This is a genomic window from Myxococcus sp. SDU36 (assembly GCF_030168875.1).
GTDB lineage: Bacteria > Myxococcota > Myxococcia > Myxococcales > Myxococcaceae > Myxococcus > Myxococcus vastator.
Window position 1 is genome coordinate 7,119,305 of sequence record NZ_CP077414.1, and the last position, 26,241, is coordinate 7,145,545.

Below are 26,241 nucleotides of genomic sequence, written 5' to 3' on the forward strand. Positions count from 1 at the left end.
GCGCCCCTCCATCTTCATCCCGGGCGCTCTGCCTTGGAGCGCACTGCCCAGGGGGTGAAGCATGGAAGGAAGCATGCGCGCGATGGTGCTGCGCGAGGTAGGGCAGCCCCTGCGCGAGACGCGGCTGCCCATTCCCCGTCCCGGCCCGGAGGAGCTGCTGCTCCGGGTGCGCGCCTGCGCGGTCTGCCGCACCGACCTGCACGTCGTGGACGGTGAGCTGCCGAAGCCCAGGCTGCCGCTCATCCCCGGCCATGAAATCGTGGCCACGGTGGAGGCGGCGGGCGAGCGGGCGACGGCCATTCCCGTGGGCACGCGAGTGGGCGTCCCCTGGCTCGGCTGGAGCTGTGGCCGCTGCCGCTTCTGTCTCGCCGGACAGGAGAACCTCTGCGAGCAGGCCCGCTTCACCGGGTACCAGTTGGATGGGGGCTACGCGGAGTTCACGGTGGCCCACCCGCGCTTCTGCTTCCCCCTGCCGCCCGAGTACCCCGACGTCCACGCCGCGCCGTTGATGTGCGCGGGCCTCATCGGCTTTCGCAGCCTCCGCATGGCGGGGAGGGAGCGGCGCCTGCTGGGCCTCTACGGCTTCGGCGCGGCGGCGCACCTGCTCATCCAGGTCGCGCGCCATCAAGGCCGGCGCGTCTTCGCCTTCACCCGGCCGGGGGACGTGGGGGGCCAGCGGTTCGCGCGGGAGCTGGGCGCGGAGTGGGCGGGGGATTCGGACACCGCGCCTCCGGAGCGGCTGGACGCGGCCATCCTCTTCGCGCCCGTGGGCGCCCTGGTGCCCGCCGCGCTCCGGGCGGTGGACAAGGCCGGTGTGGTGGTGTGCGGCGGCATCCACATGAGCGACATCCCCTCGTTCCCCTATGCGCTGCTGTGGGATGAGCGGGTGGTGCGCTCGGTGGCGAACCTCACCCGGGCGGATGCGCTGGACTTCCTCGCGCTCGCGCCCGCGGTGCCGGTGCGCACACAGGTGCAGACCTTCCCACTCTCCGCCGCCAACGAGGCCCTCACCGCGCTGCGGCGGGGCCAGGTCCAGGGCGCGGCGGTGCTCGAGGTGGCGACCGGAGGTTGAGCGTGGCGCCGGGCGGGCCCACGCCCGCCTCCCAGGGGTGGTGGGGCAAATCGCCACGCAGGGACTGCGGCGGTGTCCCATTTCGCCGCAAACGCAGCGTGTGGCTTTCGCGGCGCTGATGGAATTTCGCGGACCTGGCGCGCTGGCCGCGCAAATGCACCCGGACGGGAAGGCAACCCGATGCCCCCTTCCTGGGGGGCACCACCACGCGAGGCGGACGATGAACCGAGCGCTGCAAATCACCTATCGGGGCATGGAGACGAGCGAGGCCCTGAGCGAGTACATCCGCGACCACGCCGGCAAGCTGGAGCAGTTCTACGACGGCATCGTGGGGTGCCATGTGGTGGTGGAGGAGCCGCACCGGCACAAGCAGCACGGCCGGCATTTCCACGTGCGTGTGGATGTGAGTGTGCCGGGAAGGAACATCGTCGCCACCCGGGACCCCCAGGCGCGCACCGGGCACGAGGATGCCTATCAAGCGGTGACGGACGCGTTCGACGCCGCCAGGCGCCAGCTCCAACACTACGCGGACGCGCTCCACACGCACCACCGGTGACGGTGTCCCTCGCGCGGCGCTTCATTCCCATTACAGACATCCAGCTGGGCGGTCGCGCGACGCACCTTCCGAACATTTGCCATTCAAACCCATGACAGGCCTGGGGTGCTGAGCGCTATCGTGGGGCTTGTCACGCCATGAAAGCCCAGCGCCTCCAGGTGCTGCGGGTCGACGCCGAGGCTCCCCACCTCGTCACCACCGCCGCCGTCCACTCGACAGCCTCACTTGCCAAGTTCGCCACGGCTCCGTGCGCGGGGCGCCTGCGTGGGTCGCGGGCGAGTCCGGGGGCTGAGCGATGAGGGGCCCCGTGGGCAAGCGGGGGTGGTGGGTGGTGTCCGGCGTCGTCTGGCTCGGCGGCGTCGTGGCGGGCTCGCTGGCCATGGCTCGCTACTCCCTCACGCCCGGCGAGTCCCTGGCGGCGCCCGCGCGCTGGCCCGGGGATTCCACCGTGCCACGCGTGGAGGGCCGCCCCACGCTGGTGATGCTGGCGCACCCGCTCTGTCCCTGCACGCGCGCGAGCCTGGGCGAGCTCTCGTGGGTGATGACGAAGGCGCGGGGGCGGCTGGACGCCTTCGTGCTCTTCCTCAAGCCCGAAGGCACCGGCGAGGCGTGGGAGCAGGGCGAGCTGTGGCGCTCCGCGGCCGCGATTCCGGGCGTCACCGCGCTGCGCGACGAGGGCGGCGTCCAGGCGGAGCGCTTCGGCGCCGTCACCTCCGGTCAGGTGCTCTTCTACGACGCGGGTGGGACGCTGCGCTTCAGCGGCGGCATCACCCCGGCCCGGGGCCACGCGGGCGACAACGCCGGGCGCGCCGCGGTGGAGGCCCTGCTGGGGGACGCGCCGCAGGACGCGCTGACCGGACACGCCGTCTACGGCTGTGAGCTGGAAGACCCCCGCGGGAGCGCGCCATGAGCCCGGCGCGGGATGAGACGTCCAGCCCGCCCCTGGCGCTCAAGGAGCGCGCCGCGCGGCTGTTTCGCGAACACCTGTCCGCGGTGCAGGTCCGCACGGACCGGCTCTTCGCGGGGCTGATGCTGGGCCAGTGGGGGGTGGGCATCGTCATCGCCCTGTTCGGTCCGCGGAGCAGCGGCGCGCAGCTCCAGGCGGCCCTGCTGGTGGGCACGCTGCTCAGCGCCTTCCCGATGTTGATGGCCCGCTGGCGCCCGGGCTCCACGCCCACCCGTCACGTGGTGGCCGTGTGCCAGGCGCTCTGGTCCTCGCTGCTCATCTACCTGACGGACGGCCGGGTGGAGACGCACTTCCACATCTTCGGCTCGCTGGCCTTCCTGGCGCTGTACCGCGACCCGTGGGTGCTGCTCACCGCGAGCATCACCACCGTCGTGGACCACGTGCTGCGCGGCACCATGTGGTCGCACTCGCTCTACGGCGGTTTTCCGCCGGAGCTGTGGCGCTTCGTGGAGCACGCCTTCTGGGTGGCCTTCATCGACGTGGTGCTGGTGTATTCGTGCCGGGGCATGCTGCGCGAGCTGCGCGAGGTGGCGGTGCGCCGGGCGGAGCTGGAGCTGGCCCGCGAGCGTGAGTACGCGAAGGCGCGCGAGCTGGACCGGGCCCTGCGCGAGCTCAGCGGTTTCCAGGAGCACCTCATCCGCGTGGAGAAGCTGGCCGCGGTGGGACAGCTGGCCGCCAGCGTGGGGCACGAGCTGCGAAACCCGCTGGCCGCCGTGCGCAACTCCCACGCCTATCTCTCCCGGAAGCTCACGAAGGACCCGGTGGGGGCCGCGAATGACCCACGGGTGCCCCAGTTCCTGGGGCTGATGGAGCGCGAGCTGAACGCCTGCGCGAAAATCATCTCCGACCTGCTCGACTTCGCCCGCGAGCGCCCGCCCGCGCTCCAGCCGTGTCCGCTGCGTCCGCTGGTGGACGAGGCCATTGGCGTGGTGCCGCAGCGGGAAGGGGTGCGAATCATCAATGACGTGCCGGAGTCGTTGCCGGTGCCACACCTGGACAAGGAGCAGTTCCGCCAGGTCCTGGTGAACCTGGTGCAGAACGCGGTGGAGGCCATGCCGGTGGGGCGCACGGGAGAGGTTTCAGTCGTGGCGGAAGGTGGGGACGCGAGCCCCTGGCGCATCCGGGTCGTGGATGACGGCGCGGGGATTCCTCCGGAGGTGCTGCCCAAGATTTTCGAGCCGCTCTTCACCACGAAGACGCGCGGCACCGGCTTGGGACTGGCCATTGTCGCCAACATGGTGCAACGTCATGGCGGCACAATCTCTGTGCGCAGCGAAGCGGAGCGGGGTAGTGAGTTCCTCATCGAGCTCCCCGCGGCAGCGGCGGCCCAGGCCGCATGATGGAGGACGTCGCAGTGGCCCCCGCGCGCATCCTGCTGGTCGACGACGAGGAGTCGCTTCGCATCACCCTGGCCGCGAACCTGGAGCTGGAGGGCCACACGGTCTTCGAGGCGGCCAATGGTGAGGAGGCCTTGCGCCTCCTGGAGAAGCAGTCCGTGGACGTGGTGCTCACGGACATTCGCATGCCCGGCCTGCACGGCGTGGAGCTCTTGCGCCGCATCAAGCAGGAGCGCCCCGACATGCCGGTGGTGCTGATGACGGCCTTCACGGCGGAGGAGCTGGTGGATGACGCGCTCGCCGAGGGCGCCTTCACCGTGCTGCCCAAGCCCTTCGACGTGGCGCACGCGCTGGACACGGTGCTGCGCGCGGCGGCGGCGCCCCAGGTCCTGGTGGTGGACGACACCGAACAGGTGGCGCGCGGCATGGTGCGCGCCCTGAGCACGGTGGGGCTGCGCGCGCGCGCCGTGTACAGCGGGGAGGAGGCGCTGTCCTCGCTGCGCTCGGGGGAGTACGACGTCTGCGTGCTGGACCTGGTGATGCCGGAGATGAGCGGGCCGGAGCTGGTGTCCAAGGTGCGCGCGGCGAACCTGTCCGTCGCCATCATCGCCGTGTCCGGCCACGTGGTGCCGGAGATGCTGCGCAGGGTGGCGGCGCAGGGCGCGGTGGTGTGCATGACCAAGCCGGTACCGTTGCGCGAGCTGGTCCAGGCGATTGCACGGGTGCGAGGCCGGCCTCAGCAAGGGCCGCAAGGCGCGAGGATTTGACCCATGGCAGGCAGAGACCTCCAGGCGCGTGAGCGAGCGGCGGTGGCGGACGTGGTGGCCTCCACCCTGCGGCACGACCTGCGCAACAAGCTGGCCAGCATCCGCAACGCCTCGTTCTACTTGATGCGGCAGGTGAAGAAGACGGACCTCTGGAGCGCGGACCCGCGCGTGGAGACCTTCTTCCAGCTCATCGAGAAGGAGCTGACGTCCGCCGAGGACGTGCTCTCCAAGCGCGCGCCGCCGCTCACGGGTGGCACGCGCCCCCGGTGCAGCGCCCGCGTCGGCGTGGAGCACGCGCTCGCCGAGGCCCAGGTGCCGCCGTCCGTGGAGGTGGTGCGCGACCTGAAGGAGCAGGGGGGCGTCCCCCTGGAGGCGGAGGACCTGGCGCTGCTGGTGCGCTGCCTCGTGGACAACGCGCTGGAGGCCATGCCGCGCGGTGGCACGCTCACGGTGCGCACGCGCGACACCGAGAGCGGCGTGTGCCTGCGCGTGGAGGACACGGGAGAGGGCCTGGCGCCGGAGGCGTACTCCCGCGCGCTGGAGCCCTTCTTCACCACGCGGTCCCACCACGCCGGCCTGGGGCTGAGCATCGTCCACCGGACGGCCGTGCGGCATGGCTGGCAGTTGGACCTGGGCGCGGGCCCTTCAGGGGGCACCTACGTGGAGATTCAATTCACGGGCGCGGAGGCCGGGGCGCATGACCGGAGTGACGTGACTCGGGGGAGCAAGTGATGGAGACGAACTGGACGTTCGGGCGTTGCCTGCTGCTCGTGGAGGACGACCCTTCCAACCGGATGACGCTGTCCGCGCTGCTGGAGGATGCGGGCTTCGCGGTCGTCACCGCCGGTTCCTATTCGGAGGCCGCGGGATTATTGAACCGGCCTCGTGCGTATGACGCCGTGCTGTTGGACCAGAGCCTGGGTGACGGCTTTGGGACGGGGCTGATTCCGCTGGTGCGCCACCACATGCCGAAGACCAAGGTCGTCTTCGTCACCGGTCATGACGGGAAAATCGACATGCCGGTGGACGCCGTCTTCCGCAAGGGCGGCCACTTCGACGACCTGCTGGCCTTCCTCTTCAAGTTGTTGCCCCAGCGTCCGCTGGGGGCCTGAACGCGAGGTTCCAGAATGCTGCTCCCTTCCGTTTCCGAGCGCTCCGCTCTCACCCGACGGCGGGAGCAGCTGGCGAAAGTCCTGGGGAGCGCGCCCGCGCTGCTGGCGTCGAGCCGCCCCCGCCCGCGCAACTACGCCGCCGACCAGTTCCCCTTTCGCGCGTCGAGCCACTTCCTCTACCTCTTCGGGCTCGCGACGCCGGACGCCGTGGGCCTCTATGACGGCCAGGGCTGGACGCTGTACCTGCCCGAGCCCGGTCCCGACGATGCGCTGTGGGACGGCGCGGTGCCCGGCTTCGGTGAAATCGCGGAGCGCATGGGCTGCCCCGTGCGCTCGCGCGCCGAGCTGCCCGCGGCGCTGAAGGGCCGCGACGCGGCGACGCTGCCCACTCCGGATTGGGAGACGTGCCTGGACGTGGCCGCGCTGCTGGGCCGCGAGGTGCGCCCCGGCCACCTGGCGGCGGTGGACGTGCCGCTGGCGGACGCGATGATTGCGCTGCGGCTCCGCCATGACGACGCCGCGCAGGCGCAGCTGCGTCAGGCGGCGGAAGTCACGGCGCCGGCCCACCTGGCGGGCATGCGCGCCACGCGGCCGGGCATCCTGGAGGCCGCGGTGCGCGCCGCGATGGAGGCGGAGTTCGTCTCGCGCGACGTGCGGCCGGCGTATCAGCCCATCGTCACCGTGCACGGCGAGGTGCTGCACAACCTGCGCTATGACCACACGCTGCGCGAGGGAGACCTGCTGCTGGCGGACGTGGGCGGTGAGAGCCCCGCTGGCTTCGCCTGTGACGTGACGCGCACGTGGCCGGTGACGGGGCGCTTCAGCACCACGCAGCGCGAGCTGTACGACGTCGTGCTGCGCATGCAGCAGGCCAGCATCGACGCTGTCCGTCCGGGGACGCGCTACCGCGACGTGCACCTGGCCGCGCACCGGGAGCTGGCGCGGGGCCTGGTGGCGCTGGGCATCCTCCGGGGAGACGCGGAGGAGTTGGTGGTGGACGGCGTCACCGCGCTCTTCTTCCCGCACGGCGTGGGCCACCTGCTGGGCCTGGACGTGCATGACATGGAGGATTTGGGGGACCGTGCGGGCTATGCGCCGGGCCGCGCGCGCTCGCCGGAGTTCGGCCACCGCTCGCTGCGGCTGGACCGGGACCTGGAGCCCGGCATGGCGGTGACGATTGAGCCCGGCCTGTACCAGGTGCCCGCCATCCTGTCGGACGCGCGGCTCATGGCGCGCGCGGGGGACAGGCTGCGGCGCGACGTGCTGGCGCGCTACGCGGACGTGCGCGGCATCCGCATCGAGGACGACGTGCTCGTCACGCCGGGTGGCAACGAGGTGCTCACCGCCGCCATCCCCAAGGAGGCCTCCGACATCGAGGCCGTCATGACCAGCTCTGCCCGTCCAGCTCCGGGAAGGTGACCTGGCACTGGCCGGGATTCACGCCGTCCACGCGCGCGTAGCCATTCTTGTTGAGGGTGCCTTCGCGCGTGCTCCCATCCGGGAGCGTCACCCGGTAGCGCGCGTGGGGGATGGGGCTGCCCTCCTCGTCCTTCAGCTCGATGGCCAGCCACGTCTGTTCCTCGACGGGGGCTTCCTCGGACGTCTGTGGCGGTGGCTCCGGCCAGGGCGTGGGCAGGAGCACTGGGCGCGCCACGGGGAGGGCCACCAGCTCGCCATGCGTGAAGGCCGCGGTGAGCCGCTGCTGGAGGCGCTGCTCGTACCGGCCGCGCTCCAGGCCGGACAGGCCCAGCGGGCGGCTGCCTCCGAGCGCTTCGTACATCGCATACAGCGTGTGCGCGGCGGGGGTGGCCAGCCAGCGCTTCAAGGCGGCGCTGACGAAGACGTCGGGGACGGGCGCGTGCGGGTGTTTCAGCCGCTCCAGGTCGACGGACGGTACGACGAGCCAGTCTTCCCCCTGGGCCGGCAGCCTCCACCGGCGCTCACCGTGCAAGCGCTGCATCATGACGGCCTCCCGCTGCTCGGAGGGTATCAAGCTGCGCGCGCTGCGCAGGCGCCGCCGCGGTGTGGAGTGCGCGGCGCCTGACGCCGCGCATCGGAGGTGTGGAGTGTGGAACGTCCCGGCGGGACGCCAGGGCAGAGGCTACTGCTGCTGCTGCGGTGCGGCTTCGGGCACCTGCTGAGCCTCGGTGGGCGCGGCGGCCGGGCTGCTGAACGCGAACACCCTCTTCCACTTCCCGTCGCGGCGCTGCCACTCGTCGGTGAAGTACACGGCGTCGGTGGCCTCGGTGCCATCCGCCGTGAGTGGGTCCGGTGAAGCAGTGGACAGGCGCGGTGCCTTCAGGGGGCACAGCGTTCTAGGACGAACAGTGGGGGGTGGCGCGACGAGGACCGGTTCCTACGTTGCACGCCCTGTCGAAGTCAGGGCCGGTGAGTGCAGCGCGGGCGAGGGAGGGCGTGTGGACGAGCTTCTTTCCGGAGCTGAAGGGCAGTTTCGTACTCAGGGCATAGGCACTCCAGGTGCGTTGGCGCCGCGCGGCACGGTGCGCGTGAGCGAGGTGCTGGAGGGTGACCTCGACGCGTATCTCGACCGTGAGCTCCTCGAGGTGGGTGAAGACGACGCGGCCGAGGAGGCCACCGCACCCGTGGCGGAGGTTTCCGCGAGCATGCGCGCGCTGCTCGCGCTCGCGGAGGAGGAGATTGCGTGGCTGGCGCGCCTGTCGCCGTCCACCTCGCGCGCGCTGGACGTGTTGCCTGAGCCCCCGGTGGAGATTCCCGAGTGGATGCGCACTTCGCCTGGCGCGAAGCAGGTGACGTCCCTGCGCGCCTTGTTGCCGCCGCGTGCGGAGAATGTGCTGGCGCGTGCGCCGGCTGCGCCCATGTGGGGTGATGCGCCGACGCATGCGCACCCGGAATCCGCGCGGTGGCGTCGTGCGCGGGCGACCAGGACAGGCCGTGTCCTGGTCCTTCGTCCCGGGGCGTTGATGGGCGCGGCGGCCGTGGGCGCGCTGACGGCGGGCCTGCTGCTGGTCGCGGGACTCTCCGTGCGCGGAGATTCCACGGGGACGCGGGCGCGCGTCGATGGAGCCCTCCGGAGCGCGGCGCACGGCGCTGTCCTCGGCGCGAGCGGTGACACCCAGGCGGGCCTGGCCTCGGCGGGCGCTGGCGCCGCGATGCGCACCGCCGCCCCGTCGGGGCACGCCAGCGGAGCAAGCACGTCCACGGAGGCCGCCATGAGCGCTTCATCGTCGGACGCGGCGCTCGAGCCCTCGTCGCGCGTCTCTGGTGCTGCGTCGTCCGTGGCGGTCTCCAGCACGCAGCCGGGCATGGGCTCGGCGCTTCTTCAGGACGCGGCGAAGGGACTGCGCGCGTCCGCGCCTGCTTCGGAGCCGGCGCGAAACCCGGGCACGCCCGTGGCGGAGTCGCTCGCGGTGGTGCGCCCCGCGCCCATCCAGCGCAAGGCACCCGCGAAGACGGACGCAGCGTCGGCCCTGCCTCCCGCGCCCGTCGAGCTCGACTTCGGAGCCCCGGAGGCGGAAGGCTCGGCGTCTCAGGACCGCATCGCGACTTCCCCGGGCGACGTCGCCGCGGAGGAGGACACGTCGGAGAAGGGGCCATACGAGGACCTCGACGAGGCCTTCGCGCGCGAATTGGGCTTCACCGAAGACGCGGACGCGGAGGGCGCGAAGGCGGAGGAGTCCGCGCGCACCGTCTACGTGCCGCCCGCGGTGGACGTGAAGGCGCACCTCACGCCGGAGGACGTGAAGCAGGTGGTGCTGACGAACCAGCCCGCCATCACCGCATGCCTGCGCTCACACGCGCGGGGCACGCCGATGGAGGCCGGTGGCCGCTTCATGGTGCAGTGGTCGGTGCTCCCCAGCGGTGAGACGCTCAACGTGTCCATGGACACCGCCGCGCTGCGCGCCACGCCGCTGTCGCGCTGCATCGAGGACGTGGTGCGCCGCTGGACCTTCCCGGTGCATCAGGTGCGGATGCAGGAGCCCATCCGCTTCCCCTTCATTTTCTGAGGCGGGGTCGGCCCGCTGGCTCCTATGCTCCCTCCTGGAATGTCAGCGCTCGAACCCCCGGAGCCCACCGAGTTGCACGTCTGCCACTGCTGCCTCATGCGGCTGGAGGTCAGCGCCGGTGGCGTGGACCTGCCGAGCCGGCTGCAGGCGGCCCTGGCGGGACGGGGGCTCGCGGAGCGGACGCGGGTGATGGAGTCAGGGTGTCTGGGGGAGTGTCCCGAAGGCCTCGTGACGGTGATGGTGCTCCCGGACAGTGGCTCCGGTGCGCACGTCCAGCTCATCGACCCCGCGAAGGACGGAGCGGACCTGGCCGAGCACGTCGCCGCGTTGTCCGGTGCGAAAGACGGGCCCCCGTGAGCTGCGCGGCCTTGAGCAGCGCTTCCACCATGGGCACGCAGCTCGCCTCACCCTTGCCAGCGATGGCGTACGCCGTGCCGTGGTCGGGAGACGTGCGCGGCACGGGCAGGCCCAGCGTCACATTCACGGTGCGCTCGAAGTCCAGCGCCTTGGCCGGGATGAGCCCCTGGTCGTGGTACATGGCCAGCACCACGTCGTAGCGCGCGCCCACCGCGTCGGGCTTCGCGAAGAGGCCGTCCGCGGGGAGGGGCCCATGCGCGTCCACCCGGGCCGCGCGGGCCTTGCGGATGGCGGGGCCAATCACCTCCACCTCTTCGCGTCCCAGGAGCCCACCTTCGCCCGCGTGCGGGTTGAGCCCCAGCACGGCGATGCGCGGCTTGTGGCCCACCACCGGCTCCAGGCTGCGCGACAGCAGCTTGAGCTGCGCCGTCAGCCCGTCCACGGTGAGCAGGCGCGGCAGGTCCGCCAGGGGAACGTGGTTGGTGGCCAGCGCCACGCGCACGCGAGGCCCGTCCATCAGCATCATCACCTCCACGCCGAAGGCCTCCGCCAGCACCTCGGTGTGGCCCATGAAGGGGATGCCCGCGCGGGAAATCTGCTCCTTCGACACGGGCGCGGTGCACAGCGCGTCCACGTGTCCGGCCCGCATCGCGTCGATGGCCGCCCTCACGAAGGCGTACTGCGCACGGCCGCCCTCGCGCGAGGGCCTTCCGGGCGCGCGGTCCTTCTCCGGAAGCCGCGTCACCTCCACCACGGTGGGGCCTTCCACGCGGCCCAGGGCGGAGGGCTCCACGCGGGCGTAGCGGCGCAAGGCGGGGAAGCGCGCCAGCGTGGGCCCGTCCCCGAAGATGACGGGGACGAGCACCTTGCGCACGGCGGGCTTCGTCAGGGCCGCGGCCGTCACCTCCGGCCCGATGCCCGACACGTCCCCCAGGGAGATGCCGACGAGCGGAGGTCCCATGGCGGCTACATCTTCACGTCGACGCTGGCCTTCTGCCGCAGCTCCTGCACGTACTGGTCGAGGAACTTCTCCGTCTTCTCCTGGAGCAGCTTGCCCTCCAGCTTGGAGCGCATCTCCTCGTAGGACGCGGCGGCCACCGAGCGGCGCTCCTCCACCTTCAGCACGTGCCAGCCGAAGTTGGTGCGCACCGGCGCGCTGACGCCGCCCTCGGGGAGGCCGAACGCGGCCTTCTCGAAGGCCGCGACCATGACGCCACGCTTGAACCAGCCCAAATCTCCCCCGTCCGCGGCGCTGGGGCCTTCGCTGCGGGCGCGGGCCAGCGAAGCGAAGTCCATGCCCGGCCGGCGCGCCTCCGTGGCGATGGCCTCCGCCCGCTGCCTGGCGGCCTCCACCTGCTCCGCCGTGGCCTTGGCGTCCACCTGCACCAGGATGTGGCGCGCGTGGACCTCCGAGTCACCGCTCTCCAGGCGCGTGTACTGCGTGTAGGCGGCCTTGAGGTCCTCCTCGGTGATTTTCACCTGGGGGCCCACCTTCATGCGCAGCAGGCGGTCTCTCAGGATGCGCTTGCGCATCATGTCCCGGTAGGTGGCCATGGTGAGGCCTTCCCCCATCAGGAGCTGCTCGAACTGCGCGGGGTCGGTGATGTTGTTCTGCTGGCGCACGTCCGCCACCAGCTCATCCACCTCCGCCTCGGTGGCGGTGATGCCCATTTGCGCGATTTCGGACTCCATCAGCTTCTCGCCGATGAGGGTGTCCAGGGCCGTCTTCATCAGCGCCAGCCGCTGCTCGCCGCGCTTGCGCGGGTCCGGGTCGTTGACGCGGGCCATCTCCGGCGCCGCGCGCTGCTGCACCTCGGACAGCGCGATGATGTCGCGGTTCACCACCGCGGCCACCTTGTCCACCAGCTCCGCGTGCGCGGCCCCGCCGCTCCCCAGGAGCGCCACCGCCGCGATTGCCGCCACCAGCTTCTTCATTCCTGCCATCCTTCCGTACCACCCCGGGCGCGTCCAACCGCCGCCCCGGTCTTCGATTCCGTCGTCACTCCGCCGTCGCCTGCTGGGGCGCCACCCGCCCGCGGATGGCCTGCAACGTGGCCTCGTTCACCTGGACCTGCGCCTTCTGCCGCAGCTCCTGCTCGAACGTCTCCTGTGCCTGCGACCGCTTCTGCTCCAGCAGCTTGCCCTCCACCAGCGCACGCACCTCCGCGAACTCCCGCTTGCGCGCCGGCTTGCGCTCCAGCACGCGGAACAGGTGGAAGCCGTACTCGGTGGACACCACGTCCGAAACCTGCCCCACCCCCAGCTTGAATACCACCTCGTCGAAGGCGGGCGGCATCTGCCCCCGGGGGAAGAACCCCAGGTCGCCTCCCAGCTTGGCGTCCGCGCTGAGCGAATACCTGCGCGCCAGGTCCGCGAACTTCTTGCCGGACTTGAGCTGGGATTGCAGCCGCCGTGCCTCGTCCAGGCCCTTCACCACGATTTGCGCGGCGTGGACCTGCTCGGTCTCGTGGAAGTCCTGCTCGTGCGCGGCGTACCAGGCCCGCAGCTCTTCTTCCGTCACCGCCACGCGCGAATAGACGTGGCTGGCGAACAGCTTTTCGATGGTCAGCCGGCTTGCTTCCCGCGAGCGCAGCTCCGCCATGGACAGCTGCCCCTGGGCCAAAACCTCGTTGAAGTTGCCCGCCGGATAATCCCCCGACAGCCGCAGCACCCCCCGGTCCACCTCCTCCGGGGTGACGGTGACGTTGTGCTTTCGCGCCTCCTGGAGGAGCAGCATCCGGTGGATGTACGTGTCGAGCAGCGCGTGCTTGAAGGGCTCCACGTCCTCGGAGGTGCGCTGGGACACGTCCGACAGCGCCAGCTCGCGCCACAGCTCCTGCTCGAAGTCCGCCCGGCTGAGCACCTCGCCGTTGACGCTGGCGACCACCAGGGCCTCTGGCGTCTCCTTCACGGGCTTGGTGCAGGCGGGCATGCCCAGCCCCGTCGCCAGCGCGATGGCGAGTGGGACCAGGAAGGCGCGGGTGGGAGAGAAGCGCATGCGCGGGGCCTCGTGGGGGGGAGGGCTCCAGGGTGGCAAGCCGTCAGTCATGGCGCGAGGCCCGTTCCGGTAGCACGCCGGGCAGGGCCGGACAACCTCACCGGGCCTACGGCCGCGTCGCGTGTGCGGAGAGGAACGCCTCTATCAGCGGGAAGATTTCGTCCGGGGCCCGGCGGCCCAGGACCAGGTCCGCGTGCCCATAGTCCGCCCCGAAGCCGTGGGCCTTGCCCGCCACGAGGACCTTCACCGGCCCGCCCAGGTACTCCTTGGCCCGCGCCACCGCCATGGGCGGGGCCAGCAGGTCCTTGCTGCCCGCCAGCAGCAGGAAGGGGATGGTCACCCGGGACAGGGACTCGCGGTAGTCGAACTCGCCGTTGTAGGACGTGAAGCGGTTGGTGGTAATCCACCGCGCGAACTGGCGGGCCACGCCGCCGGCGATGTCGGCGGGCACGTTGGCCAGCGCGCGCCGCACCACCTCCGGCTCCATGTTCTCCGCCAGCATCATGTAGCGGCTCATGGGCCCCGGCGGCGCGCCGAACAGGGCGATGCTGGTGACGCGGCTGGTGGGGATGACCCGCAGCTTCAGCACTGGCTCCACCCGCTGGATGAAGGTGCGCAGGCCCGGTTGCACCGCGAAGGTGAAGGGGCTGCCCAGGGCCACGGCCGCCCGCACGGGCGCCTGCGGCGTCTTCGCCAGGTGGGCGTAGAGCATCAGCCCGCCCTTGGAATGACCCACCCAGAGCACTTCCTTCGCACCTGTGGACAAGACGGTTCGCACCGCCGTGCGCACGTCGTGCTCGGCCTGGTCGTCGAAGTTGAAGTCCGGGCAGTCGCCCGCCAGCCCCCGGCCCCGCAGCTCCAGCACCCAGGTCTCAAAGCCGGAGCGGGCCAGGTAGCGGGCCAGGCTGTACTGCTCGTCGAAGTCCAGGTGGAAGCGGTTGGCCCCCAGCCCGTGGCAGAGGATGACGGGCTGGGCGAAGCGCTTCTCGCCCCGGGGGTGGTAGCGGCCCAGGGCAATGGAGGCCCCGTCGTCCGTGGGCACCCGGTACAGCTCATCCGGGCGGAAGCTGAGCGTCAGCAACCCCTCCTTCCCACGCGTCATCGTCCGCGAAAAGAGGTCCGCCATCCGGCCCAGCCGTGCCACCTGTCGACGAGTCACGCCGCCAGTCTAAGCCGGACCGCGGGGCCCTGCCGTGTTCATTGGTGAGCAGGCCCCTGCCCGGCAGGACTGTTGCAGGGAGATGTAGGCAACGACTCGGAGGACGTGGCAATGCGGCGGAAACAGGCGTTGAAGGAAATGTGGTCCTCCCTTATCGCCACCGCTTTTCCCACGGATACCCTGCTGGCGGCCCTTCGGAAGATGGAGCGGCACCAGGTGCGGTTGTTGGGCGTGGTGGGGGAGGGGGGCGGGTTGTTGGGGTTGGTCAGCGAGGAGCACCTCCTCGCGGCCTGGAGGGGGGACCCACTGGCGCCGGTGTCCGGCGTCATGGCGCGGGCGGGGGCTCCTGGCGCGGTGTGGGCGGGGGCGCCGCGGTTGCGGCTTCGGGGCCTGCGGCCTCGCGGCGCGGGGTGAGACGGCGGTCCCCGGGGGCGGTAGAGTGCGGCGCGCCGTGCCGGACGAATCGCCCTCGTGGACTGTCTACATCCTGCGCTGCCATGACGGCACGCTGTACACCGGCGCCACCAGCAACCTGGAGCGTCGGCTGGCCACCCATGGCCGGGGGCGCGGCGCGGCGTACACGCGGGCGCGGCTGCCCGTCACCCTGGTATGGAGCGAGGCTGCGGGGGACCGCGGCGCGGCGCTCCGGCGGGAGGCCGCCATCAAGCGGCTGTCGCGCGCGGAGAAGCTGCGCATGCTGGGGCATACCTGAGCGCCTGTATCACGCCGGTGGGGCAATACCTCCCCCGTTGCAGGCGCGTTACTCTGGCGCGACCATGCAAGGGGGCCGGTTCATGTCTCACTCGTACTCGAAAGTGTTCGGGGCGTTGGTGCTGTTGGGGCTCGGGGTGTCCTGCCGGGCCAACCACCCGCCGGAGGTCTCCACGGGGCCTCGGCCTTCACCGCAGGTCGTCGCGGCGGGGGGCGAGGTGTCCTTCATCTTCGAGGTCGAAGACCCGGACGGGGACGCGATGACCTACCAGTGGAAGCAGCTCCCGGCGCAGCCCGCGGGCACCTTCAGCGATGTGAACGCGCGCAATCCCACCTGGGTGGCGCCCGAGGTGTCGGAGACGACGAACTTCGCCATCATGGTCACCGTGCTGGACAGCGAGGGGGGTGGCATCGTGGCCCAGGGCCCCGGCGTCATCGTCCACGCGGCGGCGTCCCAGTCGCCCTGAGCGCCGCGGGCCGCGCGTCAGGGGGTGGCGCGTGGCTCCGTGGGGGGCGGCGTCTGGCCGGCCTGCCCCCGCGCCCGCTGGTGGGCGCGGCGCACGAAGAGCCCGCCCAGGATGAGGAAGAGGCCCGCGCCCGCGCCCCCGCCGATGACCTGGTACGAAATCAGGTCCGCGGACGTCTGGCGGATGACCTCGGGCAGGTTGCACATCGTCTGGGTGGCGTAGGGCGTCTCGTTGTTCCAGCCCAGGTAGTGGGGGCCCAGCCAGGAGGCGACCACGACGCCCAGCAGGGCGCCGGCGAGGACGAAGTTGAGCAGCGTCTTGGCGGCGTTCATCGGCAGGCACCTCGGCTGGTTGACGTCGGGGCGTGCTTAATATGTGCACGCCAGCGCCGCAAAGCGTGGAACGTGTTAAGGGGGGAAACGTGCCGCTGCTCCCGCTCGCCATCCTGTTCGCCGCGCTCGCGCTGGGCTGCGCCGCCACCCTGCTCGTCCACGCCTTCCGGCGGAGCGTGGGCACGGGGGTGATGGTGCTGCTGATTCCCTGCTACATGCCCTTCTACGCCTTCAGCCAGTTCGAGCACCGGCGCAAGGGCCTCATCGTCGCGGGCTTCATGGCCAGCACCGTGCTGGCCGCCGTGTTCCTGGGGCTGGGCCTGCACAGCCTTTCGGCGCTGGCCTCGCGCACGCCTCCCACGGGCTTCTGACGGCGGGGCGCCCGGCGTGGAAGGCCGCGTGCGCACACCCGTCGGCGCCGTCTGCGCCACCCACCCGGACGCGGCCGCGGTGGCCACGTGCACGCGCTGCGGCGGCTTCCTGTGCGGGGACTGCACGGAGCTGGCGGGTGAGGCCCCCTACTGCGCGCCCTGCGTGGCGGTGCTGCGCCGGGAGGCGCGTCCTTCGCGGGTGATTCGGGTGGCGCTGGCGCTCAACGTGGCGGGGCTGGTGTGCCTGCCGTGCTCGCTGGCGTTGCCGCTGCCCACGCTGGTGGCGGGGCTGGCCGGCGTGGTGCTGGGCCTGCGGGAGCTGCGGCGCATCGCCCGGGGCGAGGGCGCCGAGCGCGGCAGGACGCTGGCGTGGGTGACGACGGGGCTCGGCTGGCTGAACCTGGGGCTGGCCTCGAGCTGGCTGGGCGTCGTCTTCTTTGGCTTCGGGTCCTGAGGGCCGAAGCGCCGCGCTCACACGCCGCGCGCGTTCGGGTCCCACAGGTACTTGTGCATCTGCAGCTGGAAGCGCACGGCGAGCCTGTCCTCGATGACCCACTCGGCGAGCTCGCGCGGGTGGAGCTTGTCGAACACGGTGGAGAACAGGGTGCCGTAGGGCTTCTGGAGCAGCTGGTGCTCGGCGATGAGCGCCTTGGCCCAGTCGTAGTCCTCGCGCGAGCCGATGACGAACTTCAGCTCGTCGTTGCCGTTCATCGACGTGAAGTTGCGGTAGTCGTTGCGCGGGTGCTCTCCGGAGGAGGGCGTCTTCATGTCGACGATTTTGTGCACCGCCGGAGGCACCAGCCGCACGTCGATGGCGCCGCTCGTCTCCAGCAGCACCTTGAAGCCGGCGTCGAGCAGCGCCTCCATCAGCGGGTAGACGCCGGGCTGGAGCAGCGGCTCGCCGCCCGTGACTTCCACCATGGGCGTGCGCAGGCCCCGCACCTCGCTGACGATGTCCGTGATTTTCCGGCGCGCGCCGCCGTGGAAGGCGAACTCGCTGTCGCAGTAGGTGCAGCGCAGGTGGCAGCCCGTGAGGCGGATGAAGGCGCACAGCAGCCCGGCGTGGGAGGACTCACCCTGGACGCTGAGGTAGATTTCCTTCACCACCACGGAGTCCGCGGTGGGGACGCGTCGGGGCTCGATGTGTGGGCGCGCTGCGGGCATGGCGTCTTCGCTGCTTCGGGGGAGGGGCGCTTCAACCCCAACCTGCCGCGCCAGGTCAAGCGCGGCCTGCTGCCTCGCCCGAGGAGCACTCAAGGGGCGGCGGGGCCCTTCACGCGCTCGACGAAGGCGTCGATGAGCTGCCGGGCGATGCTGAGCTTCGGGGGGATGCGCGGCAGGTTGTCTGTGCTGAACCAGTGGGCCTCGGAGATTTCCTTGCGGTCCACGGTGATTTCGCCGCCCGCGTGCTCGGCGGTGAAGCCCACCATGAGCGAGCGTCCGAAGGGCCACGGCTGCGAGCCGAAGTAGCGGACGTTCTTCACGTCGATGCCGACCTCCTCCTTCACCTCACGCGCCACGCACTCCTCCAGCGACTCGCCCGGCTCCACGAAGCCGGCGAGCGTGCTGAACATGGGCTCCGGGAACTGGGCGTTCTGCGCCAGCAGCATCGTGTCGCCGCGGGTGATGAGGACGATGATGGCGGGGGCGATGCGGGGATAGAAGGGCGTCTTGTCCACCGGGCAGCGGCGGGCGCGCTCTCCCGCGACCAACAGGGTGGGCTGTCCGCACCGGCCGCAGAAGCGGTGGGTGAGGTCCCACTCGACAATCGCGAGCGCGCGGCCCGCCACGGCGAAGCGGGCGTCATCCACGCGCTTGAAGAGCGAGCGGGCGGCGACGACCTTGTAGCCGTCGGGCGGGGCGAAGTCCTTGGCGAACCCCGCCGCGTAGCAGTCCACGCCGTCCAGCGCCCCCAGGTAGTGCGCGGCGGCGGCGAGCTCCGGGAAGGCCGCGCCGGTGGGGATGGCGATGCCGTCCGCGTGCTCCTGGACGAGCACGTCCATGCCCCGGGCGAGGAAGAGCAGGGCGCCCTCGCGTGGCCGGTCGGGTGGGGTGTGGTCGGGGACGAAGAGGGGTGCGGAGCTCACGGCGCCACACTAACGGGCCTGGGCCGGATGTGCAGGCGTTGCGTGAGCTTCGGGCCTGGGACGGCGGCGGGCTCAGCGGTCCTTCTGGATGAGCTCCACCTTGTAGCCGTCCGGGTCCTCGACGAAGGCGATGACGGTGGTGCCGTGCTTCATGGGGCCGGGCTCGCGCACCACCTTGCCACCGGCCTGCCGGATGGCCTCGCACGTCCCATGGATGTCACTGACGCCCAGCGCCACGTGGCCGTAGGCCGTGCCGAGCTCGTACTTCTCGACGCCCCAGTTGTGCGTGAGCTCCAGCGCGGGGTGGGTGTCCTCGGGGCCGAAGCCCACGAAGGCCAGGGTGAACTTGCCGTCCGGGTAGTCGTGGCGGCGCAGCAACTTCATGCCGATGACCCGGGTGTAGAAGTCGAGCGAGCGCTCGAGGTCACCGACGCGGAGCATGGTGTGCAGGATTCGCATGCGCGCTTCATAACGCCATCATCGCGTCGCGTCATGCGTCCCCGCCGCCCGCTGCCCCGGGGACTCAGGGCGTCTCCTCGGACTGTGCCTTGGGCGGCACCGTGAGTGTGCCCACCTGGACATGGGACGGCGTCAGTGGCTTTCCGTCCGCGCCCCGTCCATTGATGCGTGAGCCATCACCCCCGGCGTGCCACAGGCCCACCAGGACCTTCCGCTCGCCCGCGTCCCAGTCCTTCGTGGACACGGAGAAGGCGTCCCGCAGGAGCGTGTCCCGGGGCGCCTCGGCGAAGAAGTAGGTGCCGCCCAGCACCGGGTGGTCCGCGTTCTTCCGCTTGCTGCCCGGCGGGCCCGGGAAGTGGACGAAGATGCCCGCGGAGCGAGGCACCGGCCCGGTGACGCGCCAGTAGAGCACCAGGTGGAGCAGCCCCTCCGCGTCCGGCGCCGACGGTAGCTCCGCGCTCACCAGCTCCACCGGCACGTCGAACTGCGCGCCCACGGGCTTCGCGGTGGGCGGCAGCGACGCCACGCGCATCGGCGAGCCATCCGCGTTGAGGGGCGCCGCGCGCGCCAGCGGCTCCGGTGACGTCGCCAGCAGCACGCCCCAGACCACCAGCGGCACCGTGGCCACGCCGATGGCCGCGGGCCCCAGCCGCCCGCGCAGCCGCCAGGCCACGAAGCCCAGGCCCAGCCACGCGAGCGCGGAGACCCCCGCGCCGCCCAGGCCGGAGCGTGGCAGGAAGCGCAGCACCACGCGGTGCGTCCCTTCCGCCACGCGCACGCCGAGCAGCCCGTCCTGGGACACCACCTGGCCCTCCGAGGACTTCCAGCCCGGGTGCCAGTTCTGGTTCACCAGGAGCACCGTGGGACGCGTGGCCGTCACGTCCACCGTGACGCGGTTGGGGGTCCACTCCACGCGGCGCGCGGTGCCCGCGGAGGCGTCCTCCAGGTACTCCTCCTGGGGCAGGTCGCCGCGCAGGCGCTCGGACATGGGCACCGGCCACGCTTCGCCACAGGCGATGGAGCCCCGGTTGAGCGCCAGGAAGTAGCCCTGGGCCCAGCGGTTGCCGCGGGCCTGGGCGAAGGGGCGCTCCGCCTCCTCGGGGACGGGGCCGGGCGAGGGCACCACCTGCGACCAGCGGCTGAGCCGGTCGAAGGCGCGCACCTGGAAGCCCCAGCCCACGGCGATGAGGACGCAGGCCACCACCGCGGCGGTGGGCCACCAGGACGTCGCCGTGCGCGCGGCCGGCACGCGCCACACGCGCACCAGCAGCACGGCGAGCCCCAGCGCCACCAGCTCCGCCAGGAAGAGCCCGGCGGGCACGAGGAAGCGCTCCGGATAGCGCAGCGTCCCGAAGATGGGCAGCAGCCGCAGCGCGCCGAACAGCGAGGGCACCGCGGCGTAGCCGGCCGCCATCCACACGCACAGCGCCGCCAGCACCGCCGGGTACAGCGCGCGGCGCCACGCCCACGCGGCCAGCGGAATCAGCGCGAGCACCGCCGGCGCGAGGAAGAAGTTGCCCGGGTCGCTGTGGCCGGAGCGCGCCGGCATCTGGAGCAGCATGCGCGCCAGCTCCTCCGCGGAGTTGCCCGGCGTGCCCGCCATGATGCGCGGCGCCGAGCGCATGGTCTCCACCAGCGGCCACAGCCGGAACGCGCAGGCGCCCAGGGTGAACACGGCGGTGGCGCCCAGGGCCCACAGGGCCGCCTTGCGCCGGGGCGTCCCGCGCAGGCCGTGCAGCGTGCGCCCGGCCTCCAGCGCGACGAAGAGCGCGCCCATGGGGACGGGGTACGTGCCGCCGAAGCCCAGCAGCACCGCGAAGGTGCCGGCCACCACCGCGGCGCCGCGAAGGCTGCCCTCCGCCGCGCGGCGCGTGCCCCACAGCAGCCAGGGCAGCAGCAGGAAGCCCGCGAAGTTGAGCCAGCCGATGGACCACGACAGCGCGGTGAAGCCCGCCAGGCCGAACAGCGGCGCCGCGCCGAGCGCCCCCAGCGCGGAGCCCACGCGCCGCCGCGCGTAGTGGAAGAAGCCCTCCATGCCGAGCACGAGGAAGGCCCACAGCAGCAGCGGCTCCGCCGTCCGCGCGCCCATGAGCGCGGACACGAGCAGCGTGGGAGACGCCACCCGCGTCTGCGGACTGCCCAGCGCGTACTGCCCGCCGCAGGCCCACGGGTTCCACAGCGGGAGCTGCCCGTAGTGCGTCACCGTGCGCGTCCCCGCGTCCTCGTACGAGTGCAGCAGGTGCGCGTCGCGGAAGTCATTCATGCCTCCGGCCTGCTGCAGCGGACGCCAGGCGGCGGCCAGCGCCAGCGCGGCGAACAGGGCCAGCCGCACGCTGGTGAGGGTGGCGGCGCGGTGGGCGAAGCGGAGCAGCCTGCGGTGAGGAGGCATCATGGGCGGTGGGCGCCGGAGCTCAGTCGTAGAAGGGGCGGGGCTTGCAGGGGCTTGCGGTGGCCTTGCGCGGGGGCAGCACGGGCTGGCCGCGCAGCTCCTCGTCGATGGCGCCCAGGACGTCCGTCACCGGCACGCGGCGGCGGCGGGCCTCGTCCAGCGCCCACTGGCGCTCGGACGCGCCGAAGTCATCGTCCTGGGACCAGCGGTCGCCGGGAAAGGACTGGCGCGACTTGCGGCGCCACTCCGGCTCCTGGCTCGCGGCGGCGCGGCCTACCTGCTTGCGCTCGGCCGCGTTCAGGGTGCGTTCACGCGGCGGCAGCTCGGCCGTGGCGGCGCGCACCACCGCGGTGGCGCTGCACAGCGCGAAAGCCAGCCAGCCGACCTGTGCCGTTCGACGCCACCTTGCACCCATGAGGGCGCTCTACTCCAATTCAGCCCCGGCCGTCCTCATCCGCGTCGGCGTCCAGGCCATGCGGATCCGCGAGCACCCTGCGCGCTCGCTCCATCAGCTCCACCACAATCTGTCCGGCGGGTAGCACGCTCTCGATGCGCGCCATGCTGGCGCCGCTGGCGGGCATGGCCATCTCCTCCAGGTCCCCTTCGGTGTCGGGGGTGGGCACGAAGGCGCTGTGCGGTGGCACGTCGACAAGGGGGCCGCCTGGGATGCCGGGGAACAGCCGGGTGGTGCCGATGCGCTTCGCGGTCGCCATGGGCATGGGCGCGCGGCCCTCGCGTCCCGTCCACTCGCGCACCACGCCGTTGCGCAGCACGCGCATGCGGTGGCCCGGCCACTCCCGGCCGAAGACGGTGGTGACGTCCGAGTCCCCCGCGTCCCCGTCGACGATGCGCTGCTTGTAGGCCGGGTGGGCGTGCGCTTCCACGGAGGCCACCATGCGCGTGCCCACCCAGACGCCGTCTGCGCCATGGAAGAGGGCGCGCGCCGCGCTGAGCCCGTCGGCGATGCCGCCCGCGGCCAGCACCGGCACCGAGTCCGTCAGCGCGCGTAGCTCGCGCACCAGCGCCAGGGTGGGCGTGGTGCTCTGGTTGAGTCCGGACGCCTGCCGGCCCTGCGCGATGAGCCCGTCCACGCCCAGCGCCAGGGCCAGCCGGGCCACCTCGACCGAGGGCGCCTGGACCCAGACCCGGCTGCCCGCGGCCCGCAGCGTCGCCACCCACTCCGAGGGCGGCAGGCCGCCTTGGAAGGCGACGATGGGCACGCGCCGGGCGACGCACGCCTCGATGTGCTCGCGCGTGGTGGGGTGCCGGCCATCCCGTGGGACGAGGAGGAAGTTCACGCCGAACGGCCGCTGCGTGCCTGCTTGGATTGCCTGGAGCCGGACATCCAGGACGTCCGCCGGCTCCGGCGCGGCGCCGAGCATGCCCACGCCGCCCGCCTCTGACACGGCGATGACCAGCGGTGTCAACGCCACGAAGGCCATGCCGTCGCTGACGAACGGATACTTCACGCCCAGCTCGCGCGTCAGCCGCGTGTGCAGGGTGTTGCCTTCCAGGACATAAATCGGAGGCCGCCGGGGCTCCGGACCCGAATCACTGTGCTCGTCTTCGGGCTCGGCTTCACGGGAAGAGGGCGGGGAACGTCCGTCATTCGCTCCGTTCATCGGGTCTCCTGAAGCTGGCGGGCTCTTCGGCTTCTCCAAGGTTACCAGCAACCCCGTCGTTCTAGAGGCGGGGAGCGGGAGAGCACCTTCCAGGCTGGTTGCCGGGCAACAGCCGCGCGCGGGGCCTGGCGAGTCGGCGCTGACGCCTCTCAGTGGACCGAGCAGGGCCGATGCTCGGCATCCTACAGGCGAGGCCCGCGAAGGTTGCCGCGCTTGGACCCAACTTGGTAGGTTGGCGGGACTATGCGCACTCTTCCCGTTTTCGGGTATGGCCTGATTGCTGTCCTCGTGGTGTCATCAGCCGCTCAGGCCCGCGACGAGCGCGACAAGCCCGCTGTGCGCGCCATCATGCTCTCCGAGCACCCAGCTAACGGCACCCACTCCGTCTACGTGAAGGGGCAGGTCGTCACGACACTGCGGTTCGAGCAGACTGTAGACCCGAGCAAGACGAAGATGATGGGTTGGGAGGGGCGGCTTGAACCGGTGGCGGTGGCTCGCAACAAGGTCATCCTTGAGCCCATTCGGGACCTCCACCGGGACGAGGGCATACCCCTGGTCGTGACACTGATTGATGGGACCGAGATTCCGTTCCTCGTGAAGTCCCCGTGGCGCAAGAGCGACGGAGGGTGGCCGCCGATTCTCGACCAGCAGGTCGACGTGTTCAAAAATCGGGAGAGCTATGCGTCCATGTACGCGGCCCTGATGGACGCGCTCAAGAAGAACGACACGCTCACAGAAGAGAATGAGCGCTACCGCAAGGAAGAGAACTCGGTCGATCACGCCCTCGCGACGTTGCTTGCCAACGGGGAGGTCAAGAAGACGCCGTTTCGCCGCAAGAGGTACTGGCGCGCGAAAAACGAGGACATGGACATGAAGGTGGAACTGTTCGAGGGCCCCGGGAAGGCGGCGGTCGTCATCCACCTGAAGAACACCGACTACGGCCAGCCATGGGCATTTGATGGCGCCTACCTGACTCGCGATTTCACCAGCTACACGGCGCGCCCCTTTGCGCTTCGCATGGACCGAGGCGAGATCGCGCACGGTCAGTCGGGAAAGATCGCGGTTGTAGCTGACAAGAGCGCCTTCGAGACAGGGGGTGGACAGCTCGCTGATCTCTTCCTGCAGATCTTCCGGGGGGATGGGTTCCTACAGGTCGCAGTGGCGATGGATCACACCCTCGTTCGGCAGTAGAAGTGCCGTTCATGCACACGATCAAAGCGCTGCTGCTCGGCTCCATCGTCCTGCTCACCACGTCTTCCGGCTGCACGACAACCGGCGGCGTGGCACTCCGTCCGGACGGCACGCCGGGTCCGCAGGAGTGCTCGGCGAAGGCGCTCGAAGTCATGCGGTATTTGAAGCTGCATGTTGGGGATTCCGCGTGGGTGGACCTTGATGCGAACCAACTCGACGCAAGGCGCATCACGCTCTACGACGGACCTATCGAAAGCATTCTGGACGAGGAGCTTGGGACGCTCGAGTCGACGACCCGCTTGTACGGACAGGTCTGGACGAGCGGCCCACAGGTCGTCATCCGGTGGTACGAGGCCCACCCGCCGGACAGCGAGAAGGTTCCCCTCTGCGCGGTAGCCCGGCTCAGCCGTGACCAGATGCGGAAGCTGCCCGAGTCGAAGCCCGGGATGGCCATTCTCGAAGGCTCCAAGGCAGCAGCCTACATTGTCGATGCGTTCCGTTGACGCGCTCGGTGGGCTGGTCGACGCGATACTTCAGGCTCAAGCTGTAGAAGGACCTCTGCCGGTGCGAGGAACACTACTGCGAGGCCGCTGCCCGCCGGCTGGTGTGGGCGCTACGCGAGGGGCAGGACCAGGTCGCGTAGCGCATCTGGCGGGGCGGTTGCATGCGGCTGCCCCGCCGGGCCATGCCGACGTTCCAGGCGGCGACTCCTCGCGCGACTACTCCTGCACCGCGAGGATGCGCCAGCCGTTCACATCAACCGCATAGGTGGCGCCCACGTCCAGGATGGGTGCCGTGGCGATGTCGCATGCATCCGGGTTCGGGAGGATGCTGACGAGCACGACGCCCGGCGAGGCGGGTGCCGCGGCGACCACGTAGGACTCGCGGCGGTTGAGGCACTCATAGAGCGGCGTGGCGTCGCTGGGCAGCTTCCGGTCCCATGGGAGGTAGTCCTCCATGGCGAGCTGGATGGCGCGCAGGGTGGTTCCGTTGATGACCTGCCGTCCCTCAGTTGGAAACGCGAGCGGGATTTCGACGGCGGCGGCCTCTTCCGGCGGGGCGTGGACAGGGCGCGGCGGTTTCTGGAATAGGGCGCATGCCGGGAGGATGCAGAAAAGGGGCAGCAGAACGCGCTTCATGGGGCCTCCGTGCGGGCCACGAATCCGAATGTGCATCGACACGCTCAGCCCTCAGTCATCCACCGCTGTGACGAACCCGAGGCCCTTGTCCTCGTGCTTGATGATGCCCACCAACTTCCAGCGCTTGTGTTGTCGGAGGTAGACCTCTCCGGGTTGCTCGCTGCCGAGATTCGGCACCAGCTTGGTGATGGTGCAGGCGCGGTCGAACTGGATGCGGATGCTCCAAATCTGCATCGCCGCGAAGCGGTCCGTGGGCGACATGGACGACGGGGACCACGGATGGCTGTGGAAGTCCCCGAGCACGATCGCCCGGCCTCTGTCGTCAACGACGTAGCGCGGGGGGATGCACTTCTTCTTCGACGGGCCCACGGGGACAGGCTCACCCAGGGGGGAGGGCATGCTGGCGTAGTAGGTGCCGTCTCCCAGCGAGTAGATGGCGCCGCAATACTCCTGCCCGTAGTCGCGCTCCATCGCGCGCGGCAACTCCATGACAGCAGGGCAGAGTTGGTCGATGACTTCGTCCACGTCGGAAGACGGGGTGATGGCTTCCCAGGGGCCGCGCACGGAGACGTGGGGGCCTGAGCGCCAATAGTCCCGCGTGCCACTCGGTTCAGGCGCCCCGGCGCAGCCAATGGCCATGCCGAGCGCTGCGACGCGTCCCAGCCGAGCTGCTGTCATGGACCCCTCCTGTTTGAAATCAGGATTTGGAGCCCATATAGGACAAGTCTTCAAGTTCTGACAATGCGGCTTTGCTGCTTTGGGAGGGTTTGCACCAAAGAGGCATGGTGCCGGGTCGGCACACCCCGGCACCGATGCCCGCGCGGGAAGGAGGGGCATCCCTCCCGCGCGGGTTGCGCTGGACGTCAACGCTCCCTCAAGCAGGTGCGCAGGAGGCGAGCGCGGGGCTTGAGGCAGCGGCCGGGAAGGAGCGGGTGAAGGAGAGGACACCGCGAGTGGACTTTCGCCGAGTTGCTCAGGAGGACGTTCGACTTCGACGTGTTCGGCTGCGTGAGGTGTGGAGGCAGGCGGCGGGTATTGGCGTAGGTGACGGGGGCCCCCGGGGTGCGGGCGATTGTGGGGCACCTGGGCTTGCCCACGGGATGTGCGAGGTTGGCCCCGGCACGAGGGCCAACTAGGCCGTGTGGTGTTGAGGCTCAAGACA

At 71.0% G+C, this 26,241-nt stretch carries 32 protein-coding genes; 17 read left to right on the forward strand and 15 right to left on the reverse strand.

The annotated features are described in order from the left end of the window. Positions 1–61: 61 nt before the first annotated feature. The 8 genes from KGD87_RS29060 to KGD87_RS29095 all read left to right on the forward strand — a co-directional run bounded on the left by KGD87_RS29060 (position 62) and on the right by KGD87_RS29095 (position 7,230). Positions 62–1,072: a zinc-dependent alcohol dehydrogenase family protein gene (locus KGD87_RS29060; protein WP_284664209.1), complete on the forward strand. Its 1,011-nt coding sequence runs from the start codon at positions 62–64 to the stop codon at positions 1,070–1,072. A gap of 220 nt (positions 1,073–1,292) precedes the next feature. Then, a complete protein-coding gene (hpf, locus tag KGD87_RS29065) occupies positions 1,293–1,628 on the forward strand; it encodes a ribosome hibernation-promoting factor, HPF/YfiA family (RefSeq protein WP_140797039.1) in 336 nt (111 codons plus the stop codon). Positions 1,629–1,923: 295 nt separating this feature from the next. Then, positions 1,924–2,538, forward strand: coding sequence for a thioredoxin domain-containing protein (locus tag KGD87_RS29070; protein ID WP_284664210.1), 615 nt, complete (start codon positions 1,924–1,926; stop codon positions 2,536–2,538). Continuing rightward, positions 2,535–3,935, forward strand: coding sequence for a sensor histidine kinase (locus KGD87_RS29075; protein ID WP_284664211.1), 1,401 nt, complete (start codon positions 2,535–2,537; stop codon positions 3,933–3,935). Before KGD87_RS29070 ends, KGD87_RS29075 begins: the two co-directional genes overlap by 4 nt. Beyond that, positions 3,932–4,699 (forward strand): response regulator, encoded by a 768-nt coding sequence (locus tag KGD87_RS29080; protein ID WP_284664212.1) that lies wholly within the window; start codon positions 3,932–3,934, stop codon positions 4,697–4,699. The genes KGD87_RS29075 and KGD87_RS29080 overlap by 4 nt, the downstream gene beginning before the upstream one ends. A 3-nt stretch (positions 4,700–4,702) precedes the next feature. After that, positions 4,703–5,431, forward strand: coding sequence for a sensor histidine kinase (locus KGD87_RS29085; RefSeq protein WP_284664213.1), 729 nt, complete (start codon positions 4,703–4,705; stop codon positions 5,429–5,431). Next, positions 5,431–5,811, forward strand: a complete 381-nt coding sequence (locus KGD87_RS29090) for a response regulator (protein ID WP_013936365.1) — start codon at positions 5,431–5,433, stop codon at positions 5,809–5,811. The genes KGD87_RS29085 and KGD87_RS29090 overlap by 1 nt, the downstream gene beginning before the upstream one ends. A 15-nt stretch (positions 5,812–5,826) precedes the next feature. Beyond that, positions 5,827–7,230 (forward strand): aminopeptidase P family protein, encoded by a 1,404-nt coding sequence (locus KGD87_RS29095; protein WP_284664214.1) that lies wholly within the window; start codon positions 5,827–5,829, stop codon positions 7,228–7,230. On the opposite strand, the gene KGD87_RS29100 is transcribed toward KGD87_RS29095, so the two are convergent. After that, a complete protein-coding gene (locus KGD87_RS29100) occupies positions 7,193–7,774 on the reverse strand; it encodes a carboxypeptidase-like regulatory domain-containing protein (protein ID WP_284664215.1) in 582 nt (193 codons plus the stop codon). The genes KGD87_RS29095 and KGD87_RS29100 overlap by 38 nt on opposite strands. A gap of 138 nt (positions 7,775–7,912) precedes the next feature. Further along, on the reverse strand, positions 7,913–8,041 hold the full coding sequence (locus KGD87_RS29105; protein WP_284664216.1) for a hypothetical protein: 129 nt from the start codon (positions 8,039–8,041) through the stop codon (positions 7,913–7,915). Between the two features lie 253 nt (positions 8,042–8,294). Here KGD87_RS29105 and KGD87_RS29110 point away from each other — a divergent pair, with 253 nt between their 5' ends. Further along, on the forward strand, positions 8,295–9,797 hold the full coding sequence (locus KGD87_RS29110) for an AgmX/PglI C-terminal domain-containing protein (protein ID WP_284664217.1): 1,503 nt from the start codon (positions 8,295–8,297) through the stop codon (positions 9,795–9,797). A gap of 39 nt (positions 9,798–9,836) precedes the next feature. After that, positions 9,837–10,154 carry a hypothetical protein gene (locus KGD87_RS29115; protein WP_284664218.1) on the forward strand — a complete coding sequence of 106 codons (318 nt, stop codon included), beginning with the start codon at positions 9,837–9,839 and terminating at the stop codon, positions 10,152–10,154. Here the strand turns inward: KGD87_RS29115 and pdxA are convergent. The 4 genes from pdxA to KGD87_RS29135 all read right to left on the reverse strand — a co-directional run bounded on the left by pdxA (position 10,075) and on the right by KGD87_RS29135 (position 14,278). Continuing rightward, positions 10,075–11,115, reverse strand: a complete 1,041-nt coding sequence (gene pdxA, locus KGD87_RS29120) for a 4-hydroxythreonine-4-phosphate dehydrogenase PdxA (RefSeq protein WP_284664219.1) — start codon at positions 11,113–11,115, stop codon at positions 10,075–10,077. The two genes, KGD87_RS29115 and pdxA, sit on opposite strands and share 80 nt — an antisense overlap. Positions 11,116–11,120: 5 nt before the next feature. Then, positions 11,121–12,089: a peptidylprolyl isomerase gene (locus tag KGD87_RS29125; protein ID WP_284664220.1), complete on the reverse strand. Its 969-nt coding sequence runs from the start codon at positions 12,087–12,089 to the stop codon at positions 11,121–11,123. A gap of 64 nt (positions 12,090–12,153) precedes the next feature. Next, on the reverse strand, positions 12,154–13,152 hold the full coding sequence (locus KGD87_RS29130) for a peptidylprolyl isomerase (protein ID WP_284664221.1): 999 nt from the start codon (positions 13,150–13,152) through the stop codon (positions 12,154–12,156). Positions 13,153–13,258: 106 nt separating this feature from the next. After that, positions 13,259–14,278 (reverse strand): alpha/beta fold hydrolase, encoded by a 1,020-nt coding sequence (locus KGD87_RS29135; protein ID WP_284668705.1) that lies wholly within the window; start codon positions 14,276–14,278, stop codon positions 13,259–13,261. A 171-nt stretch (positions 14,279–14,449) separates the two neighbouring features. Between KGD87_RS29135 and KGD87_RS29140 the strand changes: the two genes are divergently transcribed. The 3 genes from KGD87_RS29140 (at position 14,450) to KGD87_RS29150 (ending at position 15,489) form a co-directional block, all read left to right on the forward strand. Then, positions 14,450–14,725: a CBS domain-containing protein gene (locus KGD87_RS29140; RefSeq protein ID WP_284664222.1), complete on the forward strand. Its 276-nt coding sequence runs from the start codon at positions 14,450–14,452 to the stop codon at positions 14,723–14,725. A gap of 25 nt (positions 14,726–14,750) precedes the next feature. Beyond that, positions 14,751–15,023, forward strand: a complete 273-nt coding sequence (locus KGD87_RS29145) for a GIY-YIG nuclease family protein (RefSeq protein ID WP_284664223.1) — start codon at positions 14,751–14,753, stop codon at positions 15,021–15,023. A gap of 82 nt (positions 15,024–15,105) precedes the next feature. Next, positions 15,106–15,489, forward strand: coding sequence for a PKD domain-containing protein (locus KGD87_RS29150; RefSeq protein WP_284664224.1), 384 nt, complete (start codon positions 15,106–15,108; stop codon positions 15,487–15,489). A 17-nt stretch (positions 15,490–15,506) separates the two neighbouring features. Here KGD87_RS29150 and KGD87_RS29155 read toward each other — a convergent pair whose 3' ends face one another. Beyond that, a complete protein-coding gene (locus KGD87_RS29155; protein WP_284664225.1) occupies positions 15,507–15,821 on the reverse strand; it encodes a hypothetical protein in 315 nt (104 codons plus the stop codon). Positions 15,822–15,853: 32 nt separating this feature from the next. Between KGD87_RS29155 and KGD87_RS29160 the strand changes: the two genes are divergently transcribed. Together KGD87_RS29160 and KGD87_RS29165 are read left to right on the forward strand one after the other, a co-directional pair. Next, positions 15,854–16,192: a hypothetical protein gene (locus KGD87_RS29160; protein ID WP_176419557.1), complete on the forward strand. Its 339-nt coding sequence runs from the start codon at positions 15,854–15,856 to the stop codon at positions 16,190–16,192. A 28-nt stretch (positions 16,193–16,220) separates the two neighbouring features. Next, positions 16,221–16,646, forward strand: coding sequence for a hypothetical protein (locus KGD87_RS29165; RefSeq protein WP_284664227.1), 426 nt, complete (start codon positions 16,221–16,223; stop codon positions 16,644–16,646). A gap of 17 nt (positions 16,647–16,663) precedes the next feature. On the opposite strand, the gene KGD87_RS29170 is transcribed toward KGD87_RS29165, so the two are convergent. From KGD87_RS29170 to KGD87_RS29195, 6 genes are all read right to left on the reverse strand, one after another. Then, positions 16,664–17,356, reverse strand: coding sequence for a radical SAM protein (locus KGD87_RS29170; RefSeq protein ID WP_284664228.1), 693 nt, complete (start codon positions 17,354–17,356; stop codon positions 16,664–16,666). A gap of 89 nt (positions 17,357–17,445) precedes the next feature. After that, positions 17,446–18,279, reverse strand: coding sequence for an NAD(+) diphosphatase (gene nudC / locus KGD87_RS29175; protein WP_284664229.1), 834 nt, complete (start codon positions 18,277–18,279; stop codon positions 17,446–17,448). A 72-nt stretch (positions 18,280–18,351) separates the two neighbouring features. After that, positions 18,352–18,738 (reverse strand): lactoylglutathione lyase, encoded by a 387-nt coding sequence (gene gloA, locus KGD87_RS29180; protein WP_284664230.1) that lies wholly within the window; start codon positions 18,736–18,738, stop codon positions 18,352–18,354. A 64-nt stretch (positions 18,739–18,802) separates the two neighbouring features. Continuing rightward, positions 18,803–21,130: a glycosyltransferase family protein gene (locus KGD87_RS29185; protein ID WP_284664231.1), complete on the reverse strand. Its 2,328-nt coding sequence runs from the start codon at positions 21,128–21,130 to the stop codon at positions 18,803–18,805. Positions 21,131–21,149: 19 nt separating this feature from the next. Then, the gene (locus KGD87_RS29190) at positions 21,150–21,542 is read right to left on the reverse strand and encodes a hypothetical protein (RefSeq protein WP_284664232.1); all 393 of its coding nucleotides are present in this window, start codon (positions 21,540–21,542) and stop codon (positions 21,150–21,152) included. 19 nt (positions 21,543–21,561) lie between these two features. After that, positions 21,562–22,749, reverse strand: coding sequence for an NAD(P)H-dependent flavin oxidoreductase (locus KGD87_RS29195; RefSeq protein WP_284664233.1), 1,188 nt, complete (start codon positions 22,747–22,749; stop codon positions 21,562–21,564). A 243-nt stretch (positions 22,750–22,992) separates the two neighbouring features. On the opposite strand from KGD87_RS29195, the gene KGD87_RS29200 reads away from it, so the two are divergent. Both KGD87_RS29200 and KGD87_RS29205 read left to right on the forward strand, forming a co-directional pair. After that, positions 22,993–23,940: a DUF2381 family protein gene (locus tag KGD87_RS29200; RefSeq protein ID WP_284664234.1), complete on the forward strand. Its 948-nt coding sequence runs from the start codon at positions 22,993–22,995 to the stop codon at positions 23,938–23,940. Positions 23,941–23,951: 11 nt separating this feature from the next. After that, positions 23,952–24,443, forward strand: coding sequence for a serine/threonine protein kinase (locus KGD87_RS29205; RefSeq protein WP_176424400.1), 492 nt, complete (start codon positions 23,952–23,954; stop codon positions 24,441–24,443). Between the two features lie 216 nt (positions 24,444–24,659). Here KGD87_RS29205 and KGD87_RS29210 read toward each other — a convergent pair whose 3' ends face one another. Together KGD87_RS29210 and KGD87_RS29215 are read right to left on the reverse strand one after the other, a co-directional pair. Next, the gene (locus KGD87_RS29210; RefSeq protein ID WP_176419567.1) at positions 24,660–25,079 is read right to left on the reverse strand and encodes a hypothetical protein; all 420 of its coding nucleotides are present in this window, start codon (positions 25,077–25,079) and stop codon (positions 24,660–24,662) included. Positions 25,080–25,130: 51 nt separating this feature from the next. Then, positions 25,131–25,757 (reverse strand): hypothetical protein, encoded by a 627-nt coding sequence (locus KGD87_RS29215; protein WP_284664235.1) that lies wholly within the window; start codon positions 25,755–25,757, stop codon positions 25,131–25,133. Positions 25,758–26,241 lie beyond the last annotated feature (484 nt).

Bases quoted from the DNA above. Each gene is read 5' to 3' on its own strand.
- KGD87_RS29060 (WP_284664209.1), top strand. From the start codon at position 62: ATGGAAGGAAGCATGCGCGCGATGGTGCTGCGCGAGGTAGGGCAGCCC.
- hpf (WP_140797039.1), top strand. From the start codon at position 1,293: ATGAACCGAGCGCTGCAAATCACCTATCGGGGCATGGAGACGAGCGAG.
- KGD87_RS29070 (WP_284664210.1), top strand. From the start codon at position 1,924: ATGAGGGGCCCCGTGGGCAAGCGGGGGTGGTGGGTGGTGTCCGGCGTC.
- KGD87_RS29075 (WP_284664211.1), top strand. From the start codon at position 2,535: ATGAGCCCGGCGCGGGATGAGACGTCCAGCCCGCCCCTGGCGCTCAAG.
- KGD87_RS29080 (WP_284664212.1), top strand. From the start codon at position 3,932: ATGATGGAGGACGTCGCAGTGGCCCCCGCGCGCATCCTGCTGGTCGAC.
- KGD87_RS29085 (WP_284664213.1), top strand. From the start codon at position 4,703: ATGGCAGGCAGAGACCTCCAGGCGCGTGAGCGAGCGGCGGTGGCGGAC.
- KGD87_RS29090 (WP_013936365.1), top strand. From the start codon at position 5,431: ATGGAGACGAACTGGACGTTCGGGCGTTGCCTGCTGCTCGTGGAGGAC.
- KGD87_RS29095 (WP_284664214.1), top strand. From the start codon at position 5,827: ATGCTGCTCCCTTCCGTTTCCGAGCGCTCCGCTCTCACCCGACGGCGG.
- KGD87_RS29100 (WP_284664215.1), bottom strand. From the start codon at position 7,774: ATGATGCAGCGCTTGCACGGTGAGCGCCGGTGGAGGCTGCCGGCCCAG.
- KGD87_RS29115 (WP_284664218.1), top strand. From the start codon at position 9,837: ATGTCAGCGCTCGAACCCCCGGAGCCCACCGAGTTGCACGTCTGCCAC.
- pdxA (WP_284664219.1), bottom strand. From the start codon at position 11,115: ATGGGACCTCCGCTCGTCGGCATCTCCCTGGGGGACGTGTCGGGCATC.
- KGD87_RS29125 (WP_284664220.1), bottom strand. From the start codon at position 12,089: ATGAAGAAGCTGGTGGCGGCAATCGCGGCGGTGGCGCTCCTGGGGAGC.
- KGD87_RS29130 (WP_284664221.1), bottom strand. From the start codon at position 13,152: ATGCGCTTCTCTCCCACCCGCGCCTTCCTGGTCCCACTCGCCATCGCG.
- KGD87_RS29135 (WP_284668705.1), bottom strand. From the start codon at position 14,278: ATGGCGGACCTCTTTTCGCGGACGATGACGCGTGGGAAGGAGGGGTTG.
- KGD87_RS29140 (WP_284664222.1), top strand. From the start codon at position 14,450: ATGTGGTCCTCCCTTATCGCCACCGCTTTTCCCACGGATACCCTGCTG.
- KGD87_RS29150 (WP_284664224.1), top strand. From the start codon at position 15,106: ATGTCTCACTCGTACTCGAAAGTGTTCGGGGCGTTGGTGCTGTTGGGG.
- KGD87_RS29155 (WP_284664225.1), bottom strand. From the start codon at position 15,821: ATGAACGCCGCCAAGACGCTGCTCAACTTCGTCCTCGCCGGCGCCCTG.
- KGD87_RS29170 (WP_284664228.1), bottom strand. From the start codon at position 17,356: ATGCCCGCAGCGCGCCCACACATCGAGCCCCGACGCGTCCCCACCGCG.
- gloA (WP_284664230.1), bottom strand. From the start codon at position 18,738: ATGCGAATCCTGCACACCATGCTCCGCGTCGGTGACCTCGAGCGCTCG.
- KGD87_RS29185 (WP_284664231.1), bottom strand. From the start codon at position 21,130: ATGATGCCTCCTCACCGCAGGCTGCTCCGCTTCGCCCACCGCGCCGCC.
- KGD87_RS29190 (WP_284664232.1), bottom strand. From the start codon at position 21,542: ATGGGTGCAAGGTGGCGTCGAACGGCACAGGTCGGCTGGCTGGCTTTC.
- KGD87_RS29195 (WP_284664233.1), bottom strand. From the start codon at position 22,749: ATGAACGGAGCGAATGACGGACGTTCCCCGCCCTCTTCCCGTGAAGCC.
- KGD87_RS29200 (WP_284664234.1), top strand. From the start codon at position 22,993: ATGCGCACTCTTCCCGTTTTCGGGTATGGCCTGATTGCTGTCCTCGTG.
- KGD87_RS29205 (WP_176424400.1), top strand. From the start codon at position 23,952: ATGCACACGATCAAAGCGCTGCTGCTCGGCTCCATCGTCCTGCTCACC.
- KGD87_RS29210 (WP_176419567.1), bottom strand. From the start codon at position 25,079: ATGAAGCGCGTTCTGCTGCCCCTTTTCTGCATCCTCCCGGCATGCGCC.
- KGD87_RS29215 (WP_284664235.1), bottom strand. From the start codon at position 25,757: ATGACAGCAGCTCGGCTGGGACGCGTCGCAGCGCTCGGCATGGCCATT.